The organism is Vreelandella aquamarina (assembly GCF_020075495.1).
Taxonomy (GTDB): Bacteria; Pseudomonadota; Gammaproteobacteria; order Pseudomonadales; family Halomonadaceae; genus Vreelandella; species Vreelandella aquamarina_A.
Window position 1 is genome coordinate 105,498 of the sequence record NZ_JABYQT010000002.1, and the last position, 25,814, is coordinate 131,311.

Here is a 25,814-nt window from a genome sequence, read left to right on the forward strand (position 1 = left end):
GGCGGGGGATATGTCTTTTCTTGCTAAGGTGTCTGCACTGGGAAACGATGTCACGCAAGTTGCAGCCTTCGAAATAGAAAATAGCATTACTCTTTCACAACCCAGTCAGGTGCTGCTGCAACTCGCTCCGGAAGACGTGCTATCGATGCTGCGCGATGGCAACGACCTGGTGATCGAAACAGCAAGTGGTGAAACACTGCGCATTGTCGGTTTTTATAACGATATGCCAGGCGGCGCTGAAAGCGAACTGTATCTCACTGGCACCAATGATCGGTTGATTCCAGTCGAACTTACAACGCTATCCGATGGCAGTGTTACATACGTAAGCTACTATCCTGAAGGGGAGTATTCTGGCTTCGAGCACTCCCGCGAAAAAGCGGGTTTCTATGCCGAAGACGCTGTACTGCCTCTGGCCCTTGGGGCAGTGGGCGTGACCGGCATTGCCGCTGCCAATAGCTCCTCTAGTTCTTCGACACCTCCCGCGGTTGACGATGACGAACCCGTTGACGATAGCGAAGATGACGCCGGCGATCCCGCCGACCCGGATATCCCGCCAGATGGCGGCCCCACTGACCCCGAAGTACCCGGCGACCCGGACGACCCCGATGTACCGGGCGATCCAGACGACCCCGATGTACCGGGCGATCCAGACGATCCTGATGTACCCGGCGATCCGGACGATCCTGATGTACCCGGCGATCCAGACGATCCTGATGTACCCGGCGATCCAGACGATCCTGATGTACCAGGCGATCCAGATGACCCCGATGTGCCGGGCGACCCGGACGATCCCGATGTACCCGGCGATCCAGACGATCCTGATGTACCAGGCGATCCAGATGACCCCGATGTGCCGGGCGACCCGGATGACCCCGATGTACCCGGCGACCCCGATGACCCGACAACGCCGCCACCGCCCACCCTTGCCCTGGTCAATGATACAGGCCGTGCCGTTGATGGTATTACCCGTGATGGCACAATCGAGGTAGCCAATCTTGAAGAGGGCGCTACCTGGGAGTTCAGCCTGGACGGCGGAGAAACCTGGCTTACCGGCGAAGGCAATAGCTTCGTGCTGCCAGAAGGTGACTACCCGGCGGGGCAGGTGCGTGCGCGTCAGACCAATGCCGAAGGCGTGACCAGTGAGTTGGGAATCCTGGGCAGCGTCGTCATTGATACCACCGCGCCGGCTTCTCCCACGCTGACGCTCGCCAACGATACCGGCGACATCGACGGTGTCACCACCGACGGCACGCTGCTGGTAAGTAATCTGGAATCCGGCGCGCTCTGGGAATTCAGTCTTGATGGCGGCGACACCTGGCAGGCAGGGAGTGGCGACCGTTTCATCCTGCCGGAAGGCGAGTACGCTCAGGGGCAGGTACAGATACGCCAGACCGATGCCGCAGGCAATGTCAGCGATGTAACCGAATTTGGCCCTGTCACCATCGACCTGGTGATCGATGACCCGGATGATCCTGATCTTCCGGCCATACCTACGCTGACACTCGCCGAGGATACCGGCAGCGCCATCGATGGCATCACGTCAAACGGCACCGTGCTGGTAGGGGGACTGGTGGAAGGCGGCACCTGGGAGATCAGCCTGGATGGCGGTAACTCCTGGCAAACCGGCACAGGCGAAAGCTTCGAGCTGGCCGAAGGAACCTATGCCGCCGGCCAGATACTGGTGCGCCAGACCGATGCAGACGGCAATACCAGCGGTACCCGCACATTGGGCGCGGTGATTATCGATCAGACACCGCCGAATGCGCCAACCCTGGCGCTTGCCAATAACACCGGTGACGACGATACCGTGACCAGCGATGGCACGCTGCTGGTGGAAGGCCTGGAACCCGGCGCCACCTGGGAGTTCAGCCTGGACGGCGGCGACACCTGGCAGGCGGGCACGGGGGACCGTTTCATTCTGCCCGAGGGGGACTACAGCGCCGGTCAGGTGCAGGTCCGCCAGACCGATGCGGCGGGTAACGTCAGCGAGGTCGTAAGCCTTGGCCCCATCAGTGTTGACCCTGCGATCATCGATCCCGTCGATCCTGTCGTCATCGATGCACCTACGCTGACGCTGGTCGAGGATACCGGTAGTGCCATCGACGGGATTACCAGCAATGGCACGGTAGAGGTAGGCGGGTTGGTTGAAGGCGCTACCTGGGAAATCAGCCTCGACGGCGGCCAGTCCTGGCAGGCGGGTGAGGGCGTGAATTTCGTATTGCCCGAAGGCAGCTATTCGGCCGGCCAGGTGCTGGTACGTCAGCGCGACGCCAACGGCAATGTCAGCGATCCGGGGGCGCTGGGCAGCGTCGTCATTGATACCACCGCGCCGGCTTCTCCCACGCTGACGCTCGCCAACGATACCGGCGACATCGACGGTGTCACCACCGACGGCACGCTGCTGGTAAGTAATCTGGAACCAGGCGCGCTCTGGGAGTTCAGCCTCGACGGCGGTAACACCTGGCAGGCAGGGAGCGGCGACCGCTTCATTCTGCCGGAAGGCGAGTACGCCCAGGGTCAGGTACAGATACGCCAGACCGATGCCGCAGGCAATGTCAGCGATGTAACCGAATTTGGCCCTGTCACCGTCGACCTGGTGATCGATGACCCGGATGATCCTGATCTTCCGGCCATACCTACGCTGACACTCGCCGAGGATACCGGCAGCGCCATCGATGGCATCACGTCAAACGGTACCGTGCTGGTAGGGGGGCTGGTGGAAGGCGGCACCTGGGAGATCAGCCTGGATGGCGGTAACTCCTGGCAAACCGGCACAGGCGAAAGCTTCGAGCTGGCCGAAGGAACCTATGCCGCCGGCCAGGTACTGGTGCGCCAGACCGATGCAGACGGCAATACCAGCGGCACCCGCACATTGGGCGCGGTGATTATCGACCAGACGCCGCCGAATGCGCCAATCCTGGCACTTGCCAATAACACCGGTGACGACGATAGCGTGACCAGCGATGGCACGCTGCTGGTGGAGGGCCTGGAACCCGGCGCCACCTGGGCGTTCAGCCTGGACGGTGGCGACTCCTGGCAGGCGGGCACGGGGGACCGTTTCATTCTGCCCGAGGGAGATTACAGCGCCGGTCAGGTGCAGGTTCGCCAGACCGATGCGGCGGGTAACGTCAGTCAAATCGGCGAGCTGGGAGCAATCACCATCGACCCCGGCCTTCCGCTGCCTGAAGAACCCGATACCCCGGCCACGCCAAGTCTGTCACTGATCGAAGATACCAGCGGAAGTGAGGGCATCACCAGCAACGGCAGCGTACTGGTGGGCGATCTCGAGCCCGGCAACCGCTGGGAGTACAGCCTGGATAACGGTGCGACCTGGGTAGCGGGGCAGGGGGATCGCTTTGTTCTACCGGAAGGTGATTATAGCCAGGGGCAGGTGCAGGTGCGCCAGATCAATGCGGCGGGCAATACCAGCGCCGCTGGCGTACTGGATGCCGTCGTGGTCGATACGACTGCGCCAGTGACGCCCACCACCGTTCTGGAAAACGATACCGGCGACGTCGATGGCATCACCAGCGACGGAACCGTCAACGTCGATAACCTTGAACCCGGTGCCCGCTGGCAATATAGCCTGGATGGCGGCGATACCTGGCTTGAGGGGGAGTCAGCCTCCTTCTTGCTGCAAGAAGGTGTCTACGCCACGCGCCAGGTACTGGTACGTCAGTTCGATACGGCGGGTAACGTCAGCGGCACCAGCAACCTGGGTGCCGTCATTGTCGATACCACCGCCCCTGATGCGCCGTTGCTGAACCTGCTTGATGACACCGGCGGGGTAGATGGCGTGACTGCCAACGGCACGGTCATCGTCGGTGAACTCGAGCCCGGTACTGCCTGGGAGTACAGCCTGGACAGCGGCGCAACCTGGCTGCGCGGCAGCGGCGACCGTTTCATTCTGGCCGAAGGCAGCTACGCTGCCGGGCAGGTTCAGGCGCGCCAGATCGACGCGGCGGGCAACGTCAGTGACGTTACCGAGTTTGGCCCGGTGACTGTTGACCTGATCGTCGATAACCCGGATGACCCGGACCTCCCCGCCATCCCGACGCTTGCGCTTGTCGATGATACCGGTGAGCTCGATGGCATTACCGCAGACGGTACCGTGTTGGTGGGCGGCCTGGTCGAAGGCGGCAGCTGGGAGTTCAGCCTGGACGGCGGCCAGACCTGGCAGGCGGGCCTGGGCGATACCTTCGAACTGCCGGAAGGCGATTACACCACAGGGCAGATCCTGGTACGTCAGACCGACGCCGATGGCCTGACCAGCGGTACGCGTACCCTGGGCAGTGTCATCGTTGATACTACTGCGCCAGACGCACCCACTATCGAGGTCGCCAACGATACCGGCGACATCGAAGGCATTACCGCCGATGGTACCATCGTGATCGGCAATCTCGAACCCGGCGGCTATTGGGAGGTCAGCCTGGACGGCGGCCAGACCTGGCAGCGCGGCGTGGGTGACCGGTTCATCCTGCCCGAAGGTGACTATGCGGGCGGGCAGGTACAGGTTCGACAAGGCGACCAGGCCGGCAATACCAGCGAGGCCATGAGCCTTGATCCGTTGACCGTCGATCTGACCGCCCCTCGGATACCCACCTTGCAGCTGGATAGCGACGCAGCCATCACCAATGACCCGACCGTAACCATCGGCAACCTGGAAGCGGGGGCAGTCTGGGAGTTCAGTCTCGATGGTGGCAACACCTGGGCCACCGGCAGCGGCACAAGCTTCGAGCTGCCGGAAGGTGAATTCGAGGACGGGCAGGTGCTGGTACGCCAGGTCGATGGAGCGGGCAACGTCAGCCCCATCGCATCGCTTGCCCCGGTAATTATCGATATCACGCCACCTGTCACGCCCGAATTATCCCTTTCAGGCGACAGCGTCATTACCAACGATGGCACCGTGACGGTGGATGGTATCGAGCCGGACGCGACCTGGGAATACAGTTTGAACGGTGGGGCGACCTGGATTGCCGGCGAGGGCACAAGCTTCGTTCTGCCTGAAGGCGAGTACGCGGCTGGCCGAATACTGGTACGCCAGACCGATACCGCAGGCAACGTCAGTGCCCCGGCAAACCTGAGCACGGTGATTGTCGATACCACACCACCCCCCGCACCGCTCCTGACCCTGGCAAGCATCGCCGGTGACGACGGTGTGACGGCTGACGGCACCGTTTTGCTGGGGAATCTCGACCCCAATGCGCGCTGGGAGGTGAGCCTGGACGGCGGCCAGAGCTGGCAGCCGGGCAGCGGTGATCGCTTCGTGCTGCCACCAGGCGCTTATGACGAAGGCCAGGTGCAGGCGCGTCAGATCGATGCGGCGGGCAACGTAAGCTCGGTGACCGGGTTAGGCCCCGTCACGGTCGATCTCACCATCGAGCCACCGACCGATCCGCAGGCGCCCGCGACACCTACCCTGGCGCTTGCCAATGACACCGGTGATGTCGACAACATTACCAGCGACGGCAGCGTGCTGGTGAGCGGCCTGGTAGAAGGCGGCACCTGGGAGTACAGCCTGGATGGCGGCGCCAATTGGCTGACGGGCCAGGGCAGTGGCTTCGATCTGCCCGAAGGTACCTACCCGGCGGGCCAGGTGCTGGTCCGCCAGACCGATGCCGCCGGTGTGACCAGCGGTACCTCGACCCTCGGCACGGTGATCATCGATACGACGGCGCCCGCGGCACCCACCATCACCCTGGAAACCGATACCGGCGAACTCGATGGCGTGACCGCCAATGGCGCCGTGCGCATAGGCAATCTGGACCCGGCGGCCACCTGGGAGATCAGTCTGGATGGCGGCACTACCTGGCTGCGCGGTACCGGCGAGCGCTACCTTCTGCCGGAAGGCGAGTACGCGGCCGGCGATATTCTGGTGCGCCAGACCGACAGCGCTGGCAACGTGAGCGACGCAACGCCGCTGGGGGCGGTGACCGTTGTGACCCAGCCGCCCCAGGCGCCCACCATCGACCTGGTGGGCGGCGATCTTACCAACGACGGCACGGTTACCGTGGATGGCCTGCAGCCCGGCGCGACCTGGGAGTACTCGCTGGATGGTGGCAACACCTGGCAAACGGGCCAGAACGATAGCTTCGTTCTTCCCGAAGGCAACTACTCGGCCGGGCAGGTTCAGGTGCGCCAGATCGATGGCGCAGGCAACATCGGCGCAGTAAGCCAGCTCGATGCCGTGACCATCGATCTCACACCGCCCGCCGCGCCGACGGCCACGTTGGCAAACCCATCTGCCATTACCAATGACGGTACCGTCGAGGTCGGCAACCTCGAGCCAGGAGCGACCTGGGAGTACAGCCTGGACGGCGGCCAAAGCTGGATCATCGGCGAAGGCAGCCGGTTCGTTCTTGCCGAAGGCGAGTACCTGCCCAACCAGGTTCAGGTTCGCCAGACCGATGGCGCAGGCAATATCGGCAAGCCGCTCGCGCTCGGCGCGCTGGTTGTGGATACCACCGCGCCGGAGGTGCCGACGCTTGCCCTTGCCAACGACACCGGCAGTATTGATGGCGTCACCGCCGATGGCACCGTGCGGGTGGGCAACCTCGACCCGGACGCCCGCTGGGAGTACAGCCTGGACAACGGCGAGACCTGGGTGCGCGGCGTGGGCGAGAGCTTCGTTCTGCCTCAGGGCAGCTATGGCGACGGTCAGGTACAGGCGCGTCAGGTCGATGCAGCCGGTAATGCCAGTGCGCCGACGGCGCTTGGGCCCGTGACGGTGGAGCTTACCCTCGACCCGCCCGCTGACCCGGACGCGCCCGCGGCACCGGTGATATCGCTCGATGGTGATACCGGCGATGTCGATGGCATCACCAACGACGGCCTGATTCAAGTAAGCGGTCTTCTGGACGGGGCCACGTGGCAGTACAGCCTGAACGCCGGGACCAGCTGGTTCTCCGGGTTTGGCACCAGTTTCAACCTGCCCGAAGGCGTTTACCCGGCAGGCCAGGTGCTGGTTCGCCAGATTGGCCCTGACGGCCGCACCAGCGCCACGTCCACGCTCGGCTCTCTCACCGTCGATACCACACCGCCGGATGCGCCCATTGCCACGCTTCGCAACGATACCGGCGAGATCGACGGCGTCACGACCGACGGGACGCTGTTGATCGACAATCTTGAAGCCGGCGCGCGCTGGGAAATCAGCCTGAACGGCGGCGCCAGCTGGCAGTTCGGTACCGGCAACCGCTTCATTCTGCCCGAAGGCCGTTACGCGGCGGGTGATATTCGTATTCGTCAAATCGATGCGGCTGGCAACGTGAGCGATACGTCGCTCTTGAGCGCCATCGAGGTAGATAACGTGCTGCCCGATGCTCCCACGCTCGAGCTGGTGGGCGGCGCCGTGAACAACGATGGCGTAGTGCTTGTAGAAGGCATCGAAGAGGGGGCGCGCTGGGAGTACAGCCTGGACGGCGGCGCTTCCTGGCTGCTGGGGCGGGGTACCAGCTTTACGCTACCGGAAGGCCGCTACGCCGAAGGGGCCATACAGATACGCCAGATAGATGGCGCGGGCAACGTCAGCGCGCCAGCTCAGCTACCGGACGTGGTGATCGACCTCACGCCCCCGGCGGCCCCGACGGCGCAGCTCGTTGACGCCAGCCCGATCACCAACGACGGCACCGTCACCATTGGTGGGCTCGAAGAGGGCGCTACCTGGGAGTACAGCCTGGATGGCGGCGAGACCTGGCAAACCGGTACGGGCACGAGCTTTACCCTGCCGGAAGGCGACTACGCCGCGGGCAGCGTGCAGGTGCGCCAGACCGACGTTGCCGGCAACACCGGCGCACCGGCAAGCCTGGGCGCGGTGGTGATCGACACCACGGCGCCTGACGCCCCGACGCTCAGCCTTGTCAACGACACCGGCGAGATTGGCGACGGCGTGACCGCCGACGGCACCATCGACGTAGGCAACCTCGAGCCCGGCGCGTTCTGGGAATATAGCCTTGATGGGGGCGACACCTGGCAGCGCGGCCTGGGCGACCGCTTCGTGCTGCCGGAAGGCGAGTATGTTGACGGGCAGGTACAGGTTCGCCAGACGGATGCAGCGGGCAATGTCAGCGAGCCCGCCGCGTTCGGCCCGATTGCCGTCGATCTTACCATCACCCCGCCCGTGGAGCCGGAAGCTCCGGCCACGCCCACCCTGGCGCTGGCCGAGGATACCGGCGAGCTGGATAACGTGACCAGCAACGGCCTGGTCAACGTAAGTGGCCTGGTCGAGGGCGTGATCTGGGAATACAGCCTGGACGGTGGCGACAGCTGGGTCGCGGGCACCGGCACCAGTTTCACCCTGGATGAAGGCACCTACGCCGGCGGCCAGGTGCTGGTACGCCAGACCGAAAACGGCCTGACCAGCGGCACCTCGACGCTGGGCGCCGTGACCATCGATACCACCGCCCCCGAGACGCCGAGCGTGGCGCTGGTCAACGACACCGGGGCGCTTGACGGCATCACCGCCGACGGCACGCTGCTGATCGGCAACCTCGAACCCGGCACCTTCTGGGAAATCAGCCTGGATGGTGGCGATACCTGGCAGGCGGGCACCGGGGATCGCTTCATTCTGCCCCAGGCTAGTTACGAGGCAGGCGCCATCGTGGTACGCCAGACCGACGGCGCGGGTAACGTCAGCGATAGCGGCAGCGCCGGAGCAATCAGCGTGATTACCACGCCGCCGGCGGCGCCGACGGTCACGCTCGGCGGCGAAGCACCGTTCACCAATGACGCCACGGTCGAGGTCGACGGTATTGCCGACGGCGCGACCTGGGAGTACACCCTGGACGGTGGCGATACCTGGCTGCCGGGTACCGGTACTAGCTTCGAGCTACCCGAAGCCGAGTATCTGGCCGGCGATATCCAGGTGCGTCAGATCGACGGCGCGGGCAACGTTAGCTCCCCGGCGCTGGTCGGGGCGGTCGTCATCGATCAGACCCCGCCGGCAGCACCCACTATTACACCTGCAGATGATAGCCCGATCACCAACGACGGCACCGTTACTATCGGCGGGCTCGAAGAGGGCGCTACCTGGGAGTACAGCCTGGACGGAGGCGACACCTGGCAAACCGGCACGGGGACGAGCTTCATCCTGCCGGAAGGCGACTACACCGCGGGCGACGTTCAGGTACGCCAGATCGATCGCGCCGGCAACATCGGTGATCCGGTCGAGCTGGGGGCGGTAGTGATCGATATCACGCCACCCGCAGCACCCACGATTGCATCGCTCGGCGATAGCCCGATCACCAACGACGGCGCAATCGAGGTAACGGACCTCGAGCCCGACGCCACCTGGGAGTACAGCCTGGATGGCGGCGAGACCTGGCAAACCGGTACGGGCACGAGCTTTACCCTGCCGGAAGGCGACTACGCCGCGGGCAGCGTGCAGGTGCGCCAGACCGACGCTGCCGGCAACACCGGCGCGCCGGCAAGCCTGGGCGCGGTGGTCATCGACACCACGGCGCCTGACGCCCCGACGCTCAACCTTGTCAACGACACCGGCGAGATTGGCGACGGCGTGACCGCCGACGGCACCATCGACGTGGGCAACCTCGAACCCGGCGCAAGCTGGGAATACAGCCTGGACGGCGGCGACACCTGGCAGCGCGGCCTGGGCGACCGCTTCGTGCTGCCGGAAGGCGATTACCTCGACGGGCAGGTGCAGGTGCGCCAGACGGATGCAGCGGGCAATGTCAGCGAGCCCGCCGCGTTCGGCCCGATTGCCGTCGATCTCACCATCACCCCGCCCCTGGAGCCGGAAGCCCCGGCCACGCCCACCCTGGCGCTGGCCGAGGATACCGGCGAGCTGGCTAACGTGACCAGCAACGGCCTGGTCAACGTAAGTGGTCTGGTCGAGGGCGCGACCTGGGAATACAGCCTGGACGGCGGCGACAGCTGGGTCGCGGGCACCGGCACCAGTTTCACCCTGGATGAAGGCACCTACGCCGGCGGCCAGGTGCTGGTACGCCAGACCGAAAACGGCCTGACCAGCGGCACCTCGACGCTGGGCGCCGTGACCATCGATACCACCGCCCCTGATGCGCCCACCGTGGCGCTCGTCAACGACACCGGGGCGCTTGATGGCATCACTGCCGACGGCACGCTGCTGATCGGCAATCTCGAACCCGGCGCCTTCTGGGAAATCAGCCTGGATGGTGGCGACACCTGGCAGGCGGGCACCGGGGATCGTTTCATTCTGCCCCAGGGCAGCTACGAGGCGGGCGCCATCGTGGTACGCCAGACCGACGGCGCGGGTAACGTCAGCGATAGCGGCAGCGCCGGGGCGATCAGCGTGATTACCACGCCGCCGGCGGCGCCGACGGTCACGCTTGGCGGCGAAGCACCGTTCACCAGTGACGCCACGGTCGAGGTCGACGGTATTGCCGACGGCGCGACCTGGGAGTACACCCTGGACGGCGGTGCTACCTGGCTGCCGGGTACCGGTACCACCTTCGAGCTACCCGAAGCCGAGTATCTGGCCGGCGATATCCAGGTCCGCCAGATCGACGGCGCGGGCAACGTTAGCTCCCCGGCGCTGGTCGGGGCAGTGGTGGTGGATCTCACCCCGCCCGCCGCGCCGGTCATCGATCTGGTCGATGACAGTCCGATCACCAACAACGGCACCGTTACTATCGGTGGCCTGGAGGACGGCGCTACCTGGGAGTACAGCCTGGACGGCGGCGAGAGCTGGCAAACCGGTACGGGCACGAGCTTCACTCTGCCGGAAGGCGACTACGCCGCGGGCAGCGTGCAGGTACGCCAGACCGACGTTGCCGGCAACACCGGCGCACCGGCAAGCCTTGGCGCGGTGGTCATCGACACCACGGCGCCTGACACCCCGACGCTCAGCCTTGTCAACGACACCGGCGAGATTGGCGACGGCGTGACCGCCGACGGCACCATCGACGTGGGCAACCTCGAACCCGATGCAAGCTGGGAATATAGCCTTGATGGGGGCGACACCTGGCAGCGCGGCCTGGGCGACCGCTTCGTGCTGCCGGAAGGTGATTACCTCGACGGGCAGGTGCAGGTGCGCCAGACGGATGCGGCGGGTAATGTCAGCGAGCCCGCCGCGTTCGGCCCGATTTCCGTCGATCTCACCATCACTCCGCCCGTGGAGCCGGAAGCCCCGGCCACGCCCACCCTGGCGCTGGCCGAGGATACCGGCGAGCTGGATAACGTGACCAGCAACGGCCTGGTCAACGTAAGTGGCCTGGTCGAGGGCGCGACCTGGGAATACAGCCTGGACGGCGGCGACAGCTGGATCGCGGGCACCGGCACCAGTTTCACTCTGGATGAAGGCACCTACGCCGGCGGCCAGGTGCTGGTACGCCAGACCGAAAACGGCCTGACCAGCGGCACCTCGACGCTGGGCGCCGTGACCATCGATACCACCGCGCCCGAGACGCCGAGCGTGGCGCTGGTCAACGACACCGGGGCGCTTGACGGCATCACCACCGACGGCACGCTGCTGGTCGGCAACCTCGAACCCGGCGCCTTCTGGGAAATCAGCCTGGATGGTGGCGACACCTGGCAGGCGGGCACCGGGGATCGCTTCATTCTGCCCCAGGGCAGCTACGAGACGGGCGCGATTGTCGTACGCCAGACCGACGGTGCGGGTAACGTCAGCGAAAGCGCCACCGCCGGGGCAATCAGCGTGATTACCACGCCGCCGGCGGCGCCGACGGTCACGCTCGGCGGAGAAGCACCGTTCACCAATGACGCTACGGTCGAGGTCGACGGTATTGCCGACGGCGCGACCTGGGAGTACACCCTGGACGGCGGCGATACCTGGCTGCCCGGTACCGGTACCACCTTCGAGCTACCCGAAGCCGAGTATCTGGCCGGCGATATCCAGGTGCGCCAGATCGACGGCGCGGGCAACGTCAGCGCGTCGGCACTGGTCGGGGCAGTGGTGGTGGATCTCACCCCGCCTGCCGCGCCGGTCATCGATCTGGTCGATGACAGCCCGATCACCAACGACGGCACCGTCACCATTGGCGGGCTCGAAGAGGGCGCCACCTGGGAGTACAGCCTGGACGGCGGCGAGAGCTGGCAAACCGGCACGGGCGTAAGCTTCACCCTGCCGGAAGGCGACTACACCACGGGCGACGTTCAGGTACGCCAGATCGATCGCGCCGGCAACATCGGTGATCCGGTCGAGCTGGGGGCGGTAGTGATCGATACCACGCCGCCCGCGATGCCGCTCGCTACCCTGGCGCTCGATGGCGACATCATCAACGATGGGACTGTCAGCGTCGCGGGCCTCGAGCCCGAGGCAATCTGGGAAGTCAGCCTGGACGGTGGCACCACCTGGCAGGTAGGTGAGGGCGATGGCTTCACGCTGCCCGACGGCAGCTACGCACAGAACGCCATTCAGGTTCGCCAGGTCGACGCGGCGGGCAACCAGAGCCCGATCGCCACGCTCGGCCCGGTCGTCATCGATACCGTTGCACCCGCAGCGCCCGAGCTTTCACTGGTAAGTGATACCGGCGACATTGGTGACGGCGTGACCGCCGACGGCACCATCGACGTGGGCAACCTTGAACCCGATGCGAGCTGGGAATATAGCCTGGATGGTGGCGATACCTGGCAGGCCGGCACCGGTGACCGCTTCGTCCTGCCGGAAGGCACCTACGCCGCCGGCGACGTACAGGTTCGTCAGTTTGACGCGGCGGGCAATGAAAGCCCGATAACCGAGTTCGGTGCAATCACCGTGGATCTTACCATTGACCCGCCGGTGGAGCCGGAAGCCCCGCCTGCGCCGCTGCTTACCCTCGAGGAAGATACCGGCGCGCTGGACGGCGTGACCGCCAATGGTACCGTCAACGTAGGCAATCTGGTCGACGGCGGCAGCTGGGAATACAGCCTGGATGGCGGTGATACGTGGGTCGACGGCGCTGGCGCAAGTTTCGTGCTGCCGGAAAACGCGTATTCCGCCGGGGAGGTACAGGTACGCCAGACCAGCGCCGACGGTCTGACCAGCGCCACGCGCGTGCTGCCGGCGGTGACCGTGGATACCACCGCGCCGGACGCACCGGTACTGACGCTGGTCTCCGATACGGGCGAGGTGGAGGGCGTGACCGCCGATGGCACCGTGCGGGTCGAGGGCCTGGAAGAGAATGCCAGCTGGGAGTACAGCCTGGATGGCGGCACCACCTGGCAAGCCGGTACGGGCTCGAGCTTCGTACTGCCGGAAGGCGACTACGCTACGGGGCAGGTGCAGGTACGCCAGATCGACGGTGCGGGCAATACAAGCGGCAGCGGCGAGCTCGCTCCGGTAACCGTCGATACTACCAGCCCTGGTGGCGAGGGTGGCACTGACGCGCCTTATATCGTACTGCCGGAACTGCTGCGCGGCTATATCAATGCCGAGGCCGCCGAGGGAGGGATCGAGCTGGGTGTCATGCTGACTTCCGGTACGCAGGCTGGCGATACGCTGACCCTATCGCTGGCGGGCACCGACGATGTCGTGGAGTTTGATTATACCGTTACCTCGGATGATGTTGACGCGGGGATGATGGTAGTGGCGCTCGGGGATGGCAATAGTGACGGTCGCTATACCGTGAGCGCCAGGATCACCGATGGCGCCGGCAATGCGTCGTCCGTTTCCAACGCCATCGATTTCGTGCTCGATACGATTCCGCCGAATGCGACTACCACGCAGATCGTGCTCGACCCGATTACCGGCGACAATGTCGTCAATTTCGCCGAGTCGGTGCAAAGCGTCGTGATTACCGGGCGTGTCATTGGGGAATTCCGCGCCAACGATACCTTGAACATCACCGTCAACGATGGTGAGTACACCACCAATGTTGGCGCCAACGGTACTTTCAGCGTGTCGGTACTGGGTAGCCTCCTGGCCAGTGCCACGCCCCCCGTAGTGGCCTTTGAACTGCTGGCAACCGATGAGGCAGGCAATGTGGGGGTCATCGAGGCTGACTATGAGTTCGAGGTCAACCTGGAAATCCCCATCATCACCATCGACCCGCTGACCGGCGATAACGTCATCAATGGACAGAACATTGCAGGCGGCCTTGTGGTCACCGGCACCGTCGAGGGAGCGCCGGCGGGTGCCACGGTTACGCTGAGCATTGCCGGTGCCACGTTCGAAGGCAGGGTCGTCGACGGTGCCTGGAGCGCTCGGGTGCCCGCCGCCTACCTGGAGGATGTGGCCAACGGGACCTTCGAACTCGTGGCTACGGTCGCCAATGAGGTAGGTAATGTCGGTCAGTCGGCGCCGGTCGAGGTGCTGCTGGATACGGTTCGCCCGACGGCCGCCATTACCATTTCGGATACGCTCATTGGCAGCGGTGAAGTGGCACTGGTGACGTTCACCTTCAGCGAGGCCGTCACTGATTTCACCCTGGGCGACATTCAGGTAGCCGGCGGTACGCTTGCCAACCTGGCGACCGACAATGGCCTCGTCTGGACGGCGGATTTCCAACCGGCGGCGTCCGGGCAGGCCAGCATTACGCTTCCCGGCGGCAGCTATACCGATGTGGCGGGTAACCCCGGCAATGGTGCAAGCCTTGGCGGTATTACGGTGGATCTCGATCCGCCATCGCTCACCTCCATCAGCTTTGCCGTTGGTGGCAGGCCCCTGACCTCGGCGGAAACCACCGAGGTGACGTTCACCTTCAGCGAGGCGGTGACCGGGCTGGCGTTGAATGATTTCGCCGTGACCGGGGGACGTCTTTATAACCTGACCAGTGTCAATGGCGGCGCGACCTGGACGGCGACCTTCAAGCCCGACGGACTGGCGAGTTCTGCTTCGATCACCCTGGCCAACGGCAGCTACACCGACCTGGCCGGCAACCCCGGTACGGGAGGCGTGAGCCCGATACTTGCGATTACCATCTTGCAGCCGGTGCTGATGATCGATGCCGCCGACGATGGCTGGATCAACGGGGTGGAAGCCAACGGTGCCGAGGTTCAGGTCGGGTTCGGTGGCCTGCCGGTATCGCAAGGCGATGTAGTAACGCTCAACGTGTTGGCCCGAGCAGGCGGCGGGTTGGCCGTGGGAACGAATATCGCCACGGTTAGCTATGTCTTGACCCAGACCGATGTGGCCAACGGCTATGCGACCTTTGCGCTCGATATCGGCCCGGAATACACCTTCCAGCCGGCAGGGGCGCAGGTGCAGATCGGCGGTAGCGCTCTCTCCCAGGAGGTCGATTTCGTCATCGATACCGTGCCGCCGGGCCGTGCCGTAACAGGCAACGTCGAGGTCGCGGGCAACGGTATTGTGCTGGATACCGTGCTCAATCCTGGTGAAGGCATTCGCCTGCGCATCGAGGATAATGAAGATACCGTGCGACTTCTGGATACCCGAAACTACCCCGGGCTTGTCACCCAGAATGCCAGCGGCCAGTACGTGCTCAACCTGTTTGCTCTGGCGCTCAACCTGCAGGAACTGCTGGGGGACGACCTGGGAGATCTGCTCGATCTGCGCAGCCTCGATCTGCAGCTCTCCACCTATGACCGGGCGGGCAACGAAGGCGAGATCGTGACCCTGAACGATCTCAACATTCTGGGTCCGGTCGTATCGCTTCTGGACTTTACCGGCTCGCTTGTCGGGGTGACCGACCCCGGCGCCTCTGTGGCCGTCAGCGTTCGCCTGGCGGGAGTCACGCAGACGATCACGGTCGGCGCCGATGCCAACGGGGCATTCGAGGTGGATCTTCTGGCCGACCCGCGGCTGAGCTTCAGCCTCAACGATCTGCTCCAGGCGTCGGTCACGGCAGTCGCAACGGATGCCCAGGGCAATCGCACCTTCTCGCCGGTCACCGCGAATCTGGTCGAGCTGCTGCCGGTGCCGCTCTCCACGCTGGACCTGAGTCCGATCACCAATCTCGTGGTGGGAGGCGCCGGCGTGGTCGGGGCGCTCAGCAACGTGGTGCTGCCTCAGGGCAGCACACTTGCCGCCTCGCTGGAGGTTGGCGGGCTGACGTCGGTGAATGTACCGGTCACGGCAGGCCCGGGTGGGGCGCTGACCGTCAACCTGGGGGCAGCGCTCAACTCGGCGGTCACGTCCCTGAACCTGTTGGGCGGCGTGACCGGGCTTCTGACCGGGCGCGGTACGGTACTCACGCTTGAGTACACCTCGCCGGAGGGCGTTGTCGGCACGACCGAGGTAACACTGCTGGGCAGCTCGCTGGCCTCGCTGACCTTTGGCAACGTGCGTGAGACCACGATCAACGGTACGCCTGACGCGGACGTGCTGATCGCTGGCGCCGGCCAGTCCGTGCAGGCGCTGGGCGGTAACGACCTGATCGTGCTGCGTAGCGATGCCTTCGTCAGCATCGACGGCGGTGCGGGGCTCAACACACTGCTGGTCGAAGGTCGTCAGAACCTGGATCTGGCGGATTTCGGGCGCATGAGCAACATTCAGCGCGTGAACCTGGGCAACACCGGCAGCACGCTGACGTTGAATGCCGAAACCGCCAATGCACTGGCCGGCGACAGCGGCACGCTGCAGATCCTGGGCGGTGCCACCAACAGCCTGAACATTTCCGGCGCGGCGGTACTGGGCAGCACCACCGTCATCGATGGCGTAACGTATCGTCAGGTTGAACTGGGCGATACCACGCTGCTGATCAACCAGGGCATTGCGCTGGACTTCGTGCCCACCATCAACCAGACCGCCGGCTACATCATAAGCGGCGGCGGGGAGGCAGGCGTGGCCGTGGCCGTGCAGGTTGGCACGACCACCTACAACACGCGGGTCGATGCCGACGGCGAGTGGCGCCTGGTACTCAACCAGCCTGCCGCCGCCGGCAGCCAGATCCGGGCGGTGGTAGGCGGCGATGCTACCGAGACCGTCAGCGTGCCTGTAAGCGTGGCGCCGCCAACGGGGCTGCAGATTCGCACGCCGCCGCTGCTCGGGCTGTTGCAGTCCTTTTTGGAAGGCAGCGCGGTCGGGGCGCAGACCGTGCGACTGGACGTCTACCAGGATGATCTGTTCACGTCGCTGCGCAGCACAACCATCAACGTCAACTCGAACGGAAGCTTCTCCGTCGGCACGAGCGTATTGAGCAATCTGCTCAATAGCGCAACCGGCCTGCTGGTGGGCAATCAGGGCGTCAACGTGGGCTTTACCGCAGAGCGTTCCAATGGTTCTCACAGTACGACGGAAGTCGTTCACTTCGGCACGGCGGAGTCGGTATTCGCCAACCCGCTCACAGCGATCACCAATACGCTGGGTGGCGTGATTGGCGGAGTTCTTGGCAGTACCAGCCCCTTGCCGGTGAGCAACTCCTTCTACGATGGCAGCGATCGCGCCGAAATCGTGCAGGGCAGTGCGCGCAACCAGATCTTCAACACCGACGATGGCAACGACGTGGTGATCAGTACCGGTGGCCAGGACGTCATCAATACCGGTTCGGGCGACGATGTCATCGTGCTGCGCCATACCCAATTCGCCAGTATCGATGGGGGGGATGGTTTCGATATCGTGGCGCTGGGCGCGGGCATCAACCTGAACCTGACCAGCACCCTGGGCGATATTCGCAACGTCGAGCGCATCTCGCTTGGCAAGGCCAACGGCACGAATACGCTGCGCCTGGCCAGGCAGGATCTGATCGAGCTGACCGATAGCGACAACGTCCTGCAGGTTACCGGGGACGGCCAGGACCGGGTGGAGCTTGCCGGCGGCAGCTGGGCGCGCACCGGTACGGCTCAGACCATCGGCGGGGTGGTGTTCAACGAGTACGTCAATCAGGATGGCGTGTTGTTCGTCGAACAGGGCATCAACGTGGTGGAGGTGGCTTGATTACGCAGCGCACTACTACGCATCGAAATACAAGAAACGCAGGTTCATCCATCAGAAAACGCCCTGGCCCACCGTCAGGCCAGGGCCGGGTCAGCAGGAGATGGCGGTGGGCTAAAGCGATGGGCGGGCTTTTATGCCTTATTCCGCTCGGCGCGGCAGGCATGACGCTCGATGAAGCGGTGCGTCGAGGGCTTGCCATCAACCCGCTGGTCGCTCAGGCCGAGCAGGAGTTGGCGGAAGCGGCTACCGAGGTGGATATCGCTCGCGACGGCTACTGGCCGACGGTCGGGCTTTCCGCCGGGCCGGAGGGGTTCTCGACGAGCAAGTTCGGCTACGACCTGACCGCAAGCCAGACCCTCTACGACTGGGGGCGGGTGAGCAGTCAGGTCGATGGCGCCTCGGCGGCTTTTCGCCAGTTCGAGCAGGAACTGGTGCTGGTGTCTCAGGAGGCCGCACTGGATATCGCCGAGGTCTATCTCGATGTGCTCAATGCCCGTGAGCGTGAAGCGGTCGTCGCGCGACACTTCGAGGCGCTTCAGCGTATCGAGCAGCTGGCGAATTCACGCAGCCAGGTGGGGTACGCCGACCGTACGGAGAGCGACCGGGCGGCGCTGGAGCTGGCGCGCGCCCGTGAGCAGGCGGCCCTTGAAGAGGGCGTACGGCGCGACGCGGTGCTGCAGTTTCGAAGCCTGGTCGGAAGCGACCCAAGCGAGCTTGCGTTGCCAGCGCCGCCGGCATTGACCGCGGTACTGCGCGAATCCCCCGAGCTTCTCGAGAGCGTGATCATCGCTTCGCCGCAGTTTCGCCAGGGCGAAGAGCGGGTAGCCCAGGCCCGGGCGAGCAGTGAAGAGGCGCGGGCGGCACTCAAGCCCCAGCTCAACCTGGAGGGGTCGGTACTGCGCCGTGAGATCGGCGGCACCATGGAAGACGATACCGTCCTGGCGCTACGCCTTCGCATGGACACCTTTCAGGGGCTTTCCAACGTTCGCCGCACCGAGTCGGCGCAGCAGCGCCTGGAAGCCGCGCGATGGGGCGTGCAGGTCGCCAGGCGCGACGTGAGCCGCTCGCTGACATCACTGATCGAGACCGTGGAAGCGCTTGGCTGGCGTCAGGAGGCGCTGGAAATCCAGCTGCGCAATGCGGGAAACGTCGTGGATGTCTACGAGGAGCAGTTTTCCATCGGGCTTCGCGACGTGTTCGATCTCTTGAGCCTGCAGCGTGACGCCTTCGAGGCCGAACGCCAACTGGTCGAACTCAGAACCGAGCAGCTACGCATGCAGTTTCGGGCGGCGGCGCAGCTGGGGCTGCTCGACAGGGTCATGAATGCATCACAAGACGAGGTGGAGCACCTCCTAAGGACAGCGCATGCGCGCAGAGAAGAGTAGCGGCCCTGCAAACGTCACTGAAACGCCCGATACGTCCGCTCCGCCTGAGCCCGAACTTGCCCTCGCCAGCGAGGCGTTCAATGATGGCCTGGCGCTCTTGTGCCGTCAGTTGGGTCGGCCCACCAGCACGGTGGAGCTGACCGACGGCTTTGCGCTGGCCCAAGGGCGGCTGCCGCTTGGCACGGTACCTCGCGCCTTGAAGCGGGTCGGCATGGCGGGGCGGGTAGTCGAGCTCTCGATCGAGCGGCTGTGCGAAGGGCTGCTACCGGCTCTGCTGCTGTTGGAAAACGGCACGGTGTGCCTGCTGGTCGAGCAGCACGGGGACGAAGGGGTGATCCTCGTGCCGGAAAGCGGTGATGGCCAGGAGCGCCTGGCGCTTACGGCGTTGGCCAGGCGCTACACCGGCGTGGCGGTGGTGGCACGCCAGGTCTACCGTGCCGATGGCCGTGCCGGCGGGTTTGCCCGCGAGCGCAAGGAGCACTGGCTGAAAGGCCCGGTGCGCCGGCAGTGGAAAACCTACATGGAGGTGGGGGTGGCCGCGTTGATGGCCAACCTGCTGGCCATTGGCACGGCCATTTTTGCCATGCAGGTCTACGACCGGGTGGTGCCCAACAACGCCATCGATACGCTATGGATTCTGGCCAGCGGCGTGGCCCTGGCCGCCACTCTCGAGTTCGTCCTGCGCGTTCTGCGCGGGCGGTTGATCGATACCACAGGCAAGCGGCTGGATCTCAGCCTGTCGTCACGCCTGTTCGAGCAGGTGATGCAGCTTCGTCTGGCGGCCAAGCCGGGCTCCACCGGCGCCTTCAGCAGCCAGCTGCGCGAGTTCGAATCGGTACGCGAGTTCTTCACGTCCTCGACCATTGGCGCAATCAGCGACCTGCCGTTCGTGCTTCTGTTCATCGGCGTGATCGCCTACATAGGCGGGCCGATTGCCTGGGTGCCGCTGGCGGCGGTCATCCTGATGGTGCTGCCCGGGCTTCTGGCCCAGCCGCGCCTGGCCGCACTTGCGCGTCAGAACCTGCGCGAGGGGGCCATCCGCCAGGGGGTGGTGCTGGAGACGCTGGAGAATCTCGAAACCGTCAAGACCACGCGCGCCGAAGGGCGCCACCTGCGTATCTGGGACTCGCTCTCGGCCGAGCTTGCCGATGCCGGGGTGCGCATGCGCTCGCTCGGCTCCATGCTCAGCTTCGGCGCCGCCTTCGTGCAGCAGCTTTGCTATATCGGCGTGGTGATCGTCGGGGTCTACCGCATTGGCGCCGGGGAGCTGACGGTCGGGGCCTTGATCGCCTGCACGATCCTGGCCTCGCGCACCATTGCGCCGATGAGCCAGGTCGCCGGTATCCTTACGCGCTGGCAGCACGTCAAGGTGGCGCTGGAGGGCCTGGACGACGTCATGAAGGCGCCGGTGGAGCGCCCCGAAGGGCGCAACTTCGTTCACAAGGCAACCCTTGCCGGCACCTACGAGCTCGAGGGCGTGAAGCTCAGCTACCAGCAGGAGGGGCCGCCGGCGCTGAATATCGAAGCGTTGAACATCGCCGCCGGCGAGCGCATTGCGCTGCTGGGCGGCAACGGCGCGGGCAAGTCGACGCTGTTGCGGCTGCTGGCCGGGCTAAGCGATGCCGAGGCTGGCCAGATCCTGCTCGATGGCGTGAATATTTCCCAGCTGGAGCCGGCCGACAAGCGCCGCGCCATCGGCTATCTGCCCCAGGATATCGCACTTTTCTACGGCACCTTGAGAGAGAACCTGCTGCTGGATGGACAGGCCCACAGCGATGATACGCTGCTTACGACGCTGGAGTCCGTGGGGCTTGGCAGTTTCGTTGGCCGCCACCCGCACGGTCTGGATCTGCCCATCCAGGGCAGTGGCAGTCTCTCGGGCGGCCAGCGCCAGGCCATCGGGCTTGCCCGGCTGCTGCTTCAGGACCCGCGCATCGTGCTGCTCGACGAACCCACGGCCGCTTATGATCAGACCAACGAGCGGCGCGTGATCCAAACGCTCAGCGACTGGCTCGAGAACCGCACGCTGATTCTTTCCACCCACAAGTCGTCTCTGCTGGCGCTGACCCAGCGGGCCGTCGTGTTGAGCGACGGGAAAGTGGCCATGGACGGGCCGGTGGACGGCGTGGTCAGTGGTAATCAGGTCAAGGTTCCCGCCCGACAACCTCAGGGAGTGCGCCGCCGTGACACCTAGCGAAACGATCCGCCGAGAGCTTGGCGACCCCCGCCTGACGCTCACGCCGCGCCGTAGCCACGTCATCCTGTGGGTCACGCTGTTTGCGTTTGCCGCCTTCATTGCCTGGGCCGCCTGGGCCACCATCAACGAAGTCACGAAAGGCGAGGGCAAGGTGGTGCCCTTCACGCGCCTGCAGACCATTCAAAGCTTCGAAGGCGGCATCATCGCCGAGCTTCTGGTCGGCCGCGGTGATCGGGTGGAGATCGGCCAGCCTCTGGTACGTCTGGACGAGACGCGTTTTCGAAGCGCCTACCTCGAAACGCAAAGCCAGATCGAGGTGCTCAGGGCGGCCATCGCACGGCTGGAGGCGGAAGTGCTCGAACAAGGGGAGATCGAGTTTCCTGCAGAGATGGACCCGGAGGGTGACCTTGCCCGCTCCGAGCAGGCGCTGTTTACCGCCCGCCGCGAGCGTCTGCGCGAAGCGCAGAGCTCAATGAATGAAGAGATCGCGCTGGCGCGGCGCCAGTTGGCCCTGGTGGAACCGCTGGTGCGCAGCCGTTCGGTCAGCGAGATGGAGTCGCTCAAGCTCAGCCAGACCATCGCCGGGCTCGCCGGGCGTCTGGCGGAGCTGCGCAATACCTACGTGCAGGACGCCTACACCGAGCTTGCCACCAAGAAGGCCGAGCTCGCCACGCTCGAGCAGATCATGCTGCAGCGGCGCGACCAGCTCACGCGCACCGAGATCCGCTCGCCGGTGCGCGGCCGCGTCAACGATATTCTGGTGACGACCCTGGGCGGCGTCATCCAGTCCGGCGAGCCGATCATGGAGATCACGCCCATCGAGGATCGCCTCTTGATCGAGGCGCGGGTAAAACCTCAGGACGTTGCCTTCATCGCCCCGGGCATGCCGGCAAGCGTGAAGATCACCGCCTACGACTACACCATCTACGGCGATCTCAAGGGCCAGGTCGAGCAGATCAGTGAAGATACCATCGAGGAGGAGACCCCGCGTGGCACGGAAGCCTTCTACGAGGTATTGATCGTCACCGATGAAACCCATCTGGTGCGCCATGGCGAAACCCTGCCGATCCGCCCCGGCATGCGCGCCGACGTGGATATCCAGACCGGCGAGCGCTCGCTTCTGAGTTATCTGTTGAAGCCGTTGATCAAGGCAAGGCTTTATTGAGCGGACTCTGTTTGGAGACGTCAGCGCTCATAGCGCTGCATGTTTCTCAAGCAGCCAGCCTCAAGGTCGCTCAAGCGGCTATAGCCAATCAGCCCGAGCGTGGACTCCATCTCTTTTCTAAGCAGCGCAAGCGCGTGCGCAGCACCTGCCTGGCCGCCGGCCGCCAACCCGTAAAGTGTGGCTCTCCCCAGCCACACCCCGTCGGCGCCCAGCGCCAGCGCCTTGATGATATCGGTGCCGCGGCGAAAGCCGCTGTCCACGAACAGCTCGCAGCGCTCGCCCACGCAGGCTTTTACCTCGGCCAGGGTATCCATGGGGGAGAGCGAGTGGTTGAGCTGGCGCCCGCCGTGGTTCGACAGCACGACCGCGTCTATGCCCAGGTCGGCGGCCTGCTGCGCTTCTTCCGGCGCGAGAATGCCCTTGAGAATGATCTTGCCCGGCCACAGCTCGCGCAGCCAGGCGATATCCTCCCAGTTGAGCGATGGGTCCAGTTGAGGGCCGATGATCTGCGAGGCGCCCTGGGCGTTGCGCTTGCCCGGAGGCAGGAGGTCATCCAGGTTCTTGAAGGTCGGCAGGCCATCGGGCAGCAACACGTCTCTCATCCAGCCCGGCTTGGAAAGCAGGTGGAGCAGGTTGGGAATCGACGGCTTCATCGGGCGGCGGAAGTTGCGCACATCCCACTCGCGGTTGCCGTAGATGGCGCTGTCCGTGGTCACCACGATGGCCTCGAAACCGGCCTTGGCACAGCGCCGGATCATCGATTTGACGAAGTCGCGGTCACGATAGAAGTAGATCTGCATCCAGGCCGTCAGCCCTTCGATGGCGACGATATCTTCAAGGCGCGTGGTGGAGACGCTGCTGAGTATGAAAGGAATGCCGGCGTCGCGAGCAGCGTAGGCGAGCTTCAGGTCGCCGTCGCGGGTGAGCATGCCGTTGAAACCGGTCGGGCCGATGGCGAGCGGCATCTGAAACGTGCTGCCCATCAGCGTAGTGCTCAAATCCCGCAGCCCCACGTTCGTCATGGTCTTGGGCTTGAACAGGTACTGATCAAACACGGTGCGGTTATGGCGCAAGGTGTGCTCGTCGTCGCTGCCCCCATACACGTACTCGAAGACGAAATTGGGCAGTCTTTTTTTGGCAATGCGTTCCAGGTCTTCGATATTCAAGGCTTTCTTGTAGTTCGAACCTTTGTAAAGCGGGCGTTTCATGAGTAATCACCTTCAACCAAAGTATAGCGTGGCGGGGCTTTTGTTTGTTTCGCCATACTACCATACTAGTTATATCAGTTAAGGGCCCAGGCCCCTTCACCCAGGCTGCTGCAGATGAGCTACATCAATACTACGTTGCAGGCGCTATGGCAGGAGACCCCGGAAACCGAATCGGTTCGCCAGCGTCTTTACCATGTGCTGCGTCAGTCGATCATCCAGATGGTGCTGGCTCCAGGCAAGGCGCTTTCCGAAAAAGAAGTAGCGGATGCCTTTTCGGTCAGCCGCCAGCCGGTGCGCGAGGCGTTCATTCGTCTCTCCGAAGCGGGCCTTGTCGAAGTCCGGCCCCAGCGCGGCACCTACGTGGTGAAGATTTCCCAGCGTGCGGTGCTGGAAGCACGTTTCGTGCGTGAAGCAGTGGAAGTCGCCGTGGTGCGTCAGGCAACGGCCAAGGGGCTTTCGCCTGACGTGCTCGACGAGCTGCATGATCTGCTCGAACGCCAGCGCCGCTGCATCGAACCCCATGACACCATTCGCTTCTACCGGCTGGACGAGCGCTTTCACAAGACGCTGTCACTGGGCGTGGGTCAACAGGCCGCCTGGAAAGTCATCGAAGAGGTGAGGGCGCAGCTCGATCGCGTGCGCTACCTGAGCGTGCCCGACACCACGCCCATCGCCCGGCTGATCGATCAGCACGCCGATATCGTGGCCGCCATCGAAGCCCGCGACGTGGCCCTGGCCGAGCAGGCCATGCGTCGCCATCTGCGCGAAATCTTTGTTTCTCTTCCCGACCTAGTCAAGCGGTTTCCCGAGATGTTCGATACTCAGGAAACGGATTCCCTCATCGAGGAGGCAACCCCATGAAGATCGAACACGCCTATACCATCGTCACCTCGCCGGGGCGCAACTTCGTCACCTTGAAGATCGTGACCGACGAAGGCACCTACGGCATTGGCGACGCTACGCTCAACGGTCGTGAAATGGCCGTGGTGGCCTACCTGGATGAGCACGTGATTCCGGCGCTGATCGGGCGCGACCCGCAGCGTATCGAGGATATCTGGCACTACCTGTACCGTGGCGCCTACTGGCGGCGCGGCCCGGTGACCATGAGCGCGATTGCCGCGGTGGACATGGCCCTTTGGGACATCAAGGCCAAGCTTGCCGGCATGCCGCTTTATCAGCTTCTGGGGGGCAAGAGCCGCGAGCGAGTGATGGTCTACGGCCACGCCACCGGACGCGATATCGAATCCTGCCTGGAAGAAGTCGCCCGCCACGTGGACGAAGGCTACAAGGCGGTGCGCGTGCAGGCCGGCGTGCCGGGTATTGCCAGCATCTACGGCGTGGCGAAAAAGGATGGCGAGCCCTACGAGCCCGCGGATGCGGACCTGCCCGCGGAGCACGTCTGGAGCACCAGCAAGTATCTCAATCACGTGCCCAAACTTTTTGCCGCCGTGCGCGAGCGCTTCGGCGACGACCTGCACGTGCTGCACGACGTGCATCATCGCCTGACACCCATCGAGGCGGCGCGGCTTGGCAAGGCGGTGGAACCCTACAACCTGTTCTGGCTCGAGGACTGCGTACCGGCGGAAAACCAGGAAGGCTTCGGGCTGATTCGCCAGCACACCACCACGCCGCTGGCGGTAGGCGAGGTGTTCAACAGCCTGTTCGATGCCAAGGCGCTGATCGAGAATCAGTGGATCGACTACATTCGCGCCACGCTTACCCACGCCGGTGGCATCACCCACGTGCGCCGCCTGGCGGATCTGGCCGGGCTCTACCACGTGCGTACCGGTTTCCACGGACCGACGGATCTCTCGCCGGTGTGCATGGGCGCGGCAATCCACTTCGACACCTGGGTGCCCAACTTCGGTATTCAGGAATACATGCCGCACACTGCGACGACCGACGAGGTGTTCCCCCACGACTACCGCTTCGAGGATGGCCACTTCATCGTCGGCGAAAACCCGGGGCACGGCGTCGATATCGATGAAGAGCTGGCCAAACAGTACCCCTACAAGCGTGCGAGCCTGCCGGTCAACCGGTTGGAAGACGGCACGCTGTGGCACTGGTGACCTAGAGAACGGGTAAGGAGTAG

The 25,814-nt window shown here is 64.5% G+C and carries 7 protein-coding genes; 6 read left to right on the forward strand and 1 reads right to left on the reverse strand.

From position 1 onward, the window contains the following. Positions 1 to 10: 10 nt before the first annotated feature. The 4 genes from HW452_RS03205 (at position 11) to HW452_RS03220 (ending at position 22,514) form a co-directional block, all read left to right on the forward strand. Positions 11 to 17,767, forward strand: a complete 17,757-nt coding sequence (locus HW452_RS03205) for an Ig-like domain-containing protein (RefSeq protein WP_224104662.1) — start codon at positions 11 to 13, stop codon at positions 17,765 to 17,767. Positions 17,768 to 17,928: 161 nt separating this feature from the next. Then, positions 17,929 to 19,152 (forward strand): TolC family protein, encoded by a 1,224-nt coding sequence (locus HW452_RS03210; RefSeq protein WP_224104663.1) that lies wholly within the window; start codon positions 17,929 to 17,931, stop codon positions 19,150 to 19,152. After that, positions 19,133 to 21,346 (forward strand): type I secretion system permease/ATPase, encoded by a 2,214-nt coding sequence (locus HW452_RS03215; protein ID WP_224104664.1) that lies wholly within the window; start codon positions 19,133 to 19,135, stop codon positions 21,344 to 21,346. Before HW452_RS03210 ends, HW452_RS03215 begins: the two co-directional genes overlap by 20 nt. After that, the gene (locus HW452_RS03220) at positions 21,336 to 22,514 is read left to right on the forward strand and encodes an HlyD family efflux transporter periplasmic adaptor subunit (protein ID WP_224104665.1); all 1,179 of its coding nucleotides are present in this window, start codon (positions 21,336 to 21,338) and stop codon (positions 22,512 to 22,514) included. The genes HW452_RS03215 and HW452_RS03220 overlap by 11 nt, the downstream gene beginning before the upstream one ends. A gap of 20 nt (positions 22,515 to 22,534) precedes the next feature. Here HW452_RS03220 and HW452_RS03225 read toward each other — a convergent pair whose 3' ends face one another. Further along, positions 22,535 to 23,722, reverse strand: coding sequence for an alpha-hydroxy acid oxidase (locus tag HW452_RS03225; RefSeq protein ID WP_224104666.1), 1,188 nt, complete (start codon positions 23,720 to 23,722; stop codon positions 22,535 to 22,537). Positions 23,723 to 23,836: 114 nt separating this feature from the next. On the opposite strand from HW452_RS03225, the gene HW452_RS03230 reads away from it, so the two are divergent. Together HW452_RS03230 and manD are read left to right on the forward strand one after the other, a co-directional pair. After that, positions 23,837 to 24,583: a GntR family transcriptional regulator gene (locus tag HW452_RS03230; RefSeq protein ID WP_224104667.1), complete on the forward strand. Its 747-nt coding sequence runs from the start codon at positions 23,837 to 23,839 to the stop codon at positions 24,581 to 24,583. Beyond that, positions 24,580 to 25,791 (forward strand): D-mannonate dehydratase ManD, encoded by a 1,212-nt coding sequence (gene manD, locus HW452_RS03235; protein ID WP_224104668.1) that lies wholly within the window; start codon positions 24,580 to 24,582, stop codon positions 25,789 to 25,791. Before HW452_RS03230 ends, manD begins: the two co-directional genes overlap by 4 nt. Positions 25,792 to 25,814: the final 23 nt, after the last annotated feature.

Excerpts from the sequence above, each read along its gene's own strand:
- HW452_RS03205 (WP_224104662.1), top strand. The coding sequence starts at position 11 with ATGTCTTTTCTTGCTAAGGTGTCTGCACTGGGAAACGATGTCACGCAA.
- HW452_RS03225 (WP_224104666.1), bottom strand. The coding sequence starts at position 23,722 with ATGAAACGCCCGCTTTACAAAGGTTCGAACTACAAGAAAGCCTTGAAT.
- HW452_RS03230 (WP_224104667.1), top strand. The coding sequence starts at position 23,837 with ATGAGCTACATCAATACTACGTTGCAGGCGCTATGGCAGGAGACCCCG.
- manD (WP_224104668.1), top strand. The coding sequence starts at position 24,580 with ATGAAGATCGAACACGCCTATACCATCGTCACCTCGCCGGGGCGCAAC.
- HW452_RS03215 (WP_224104664.1), top strand. The coding sequence starts at position 19,133 with ATGCGCGCAGAGAAGAGTAGCGGCCCTGCAAACGTCACTGAAACGCCC.
- HW452_RS03210 (WP_224104663.1), top strand. The coding sequence starts at position 17,929 with ATGACGCTCGATGAAGCGGTGCGTCGAGGGCTTGCCATCAACCCGCTG.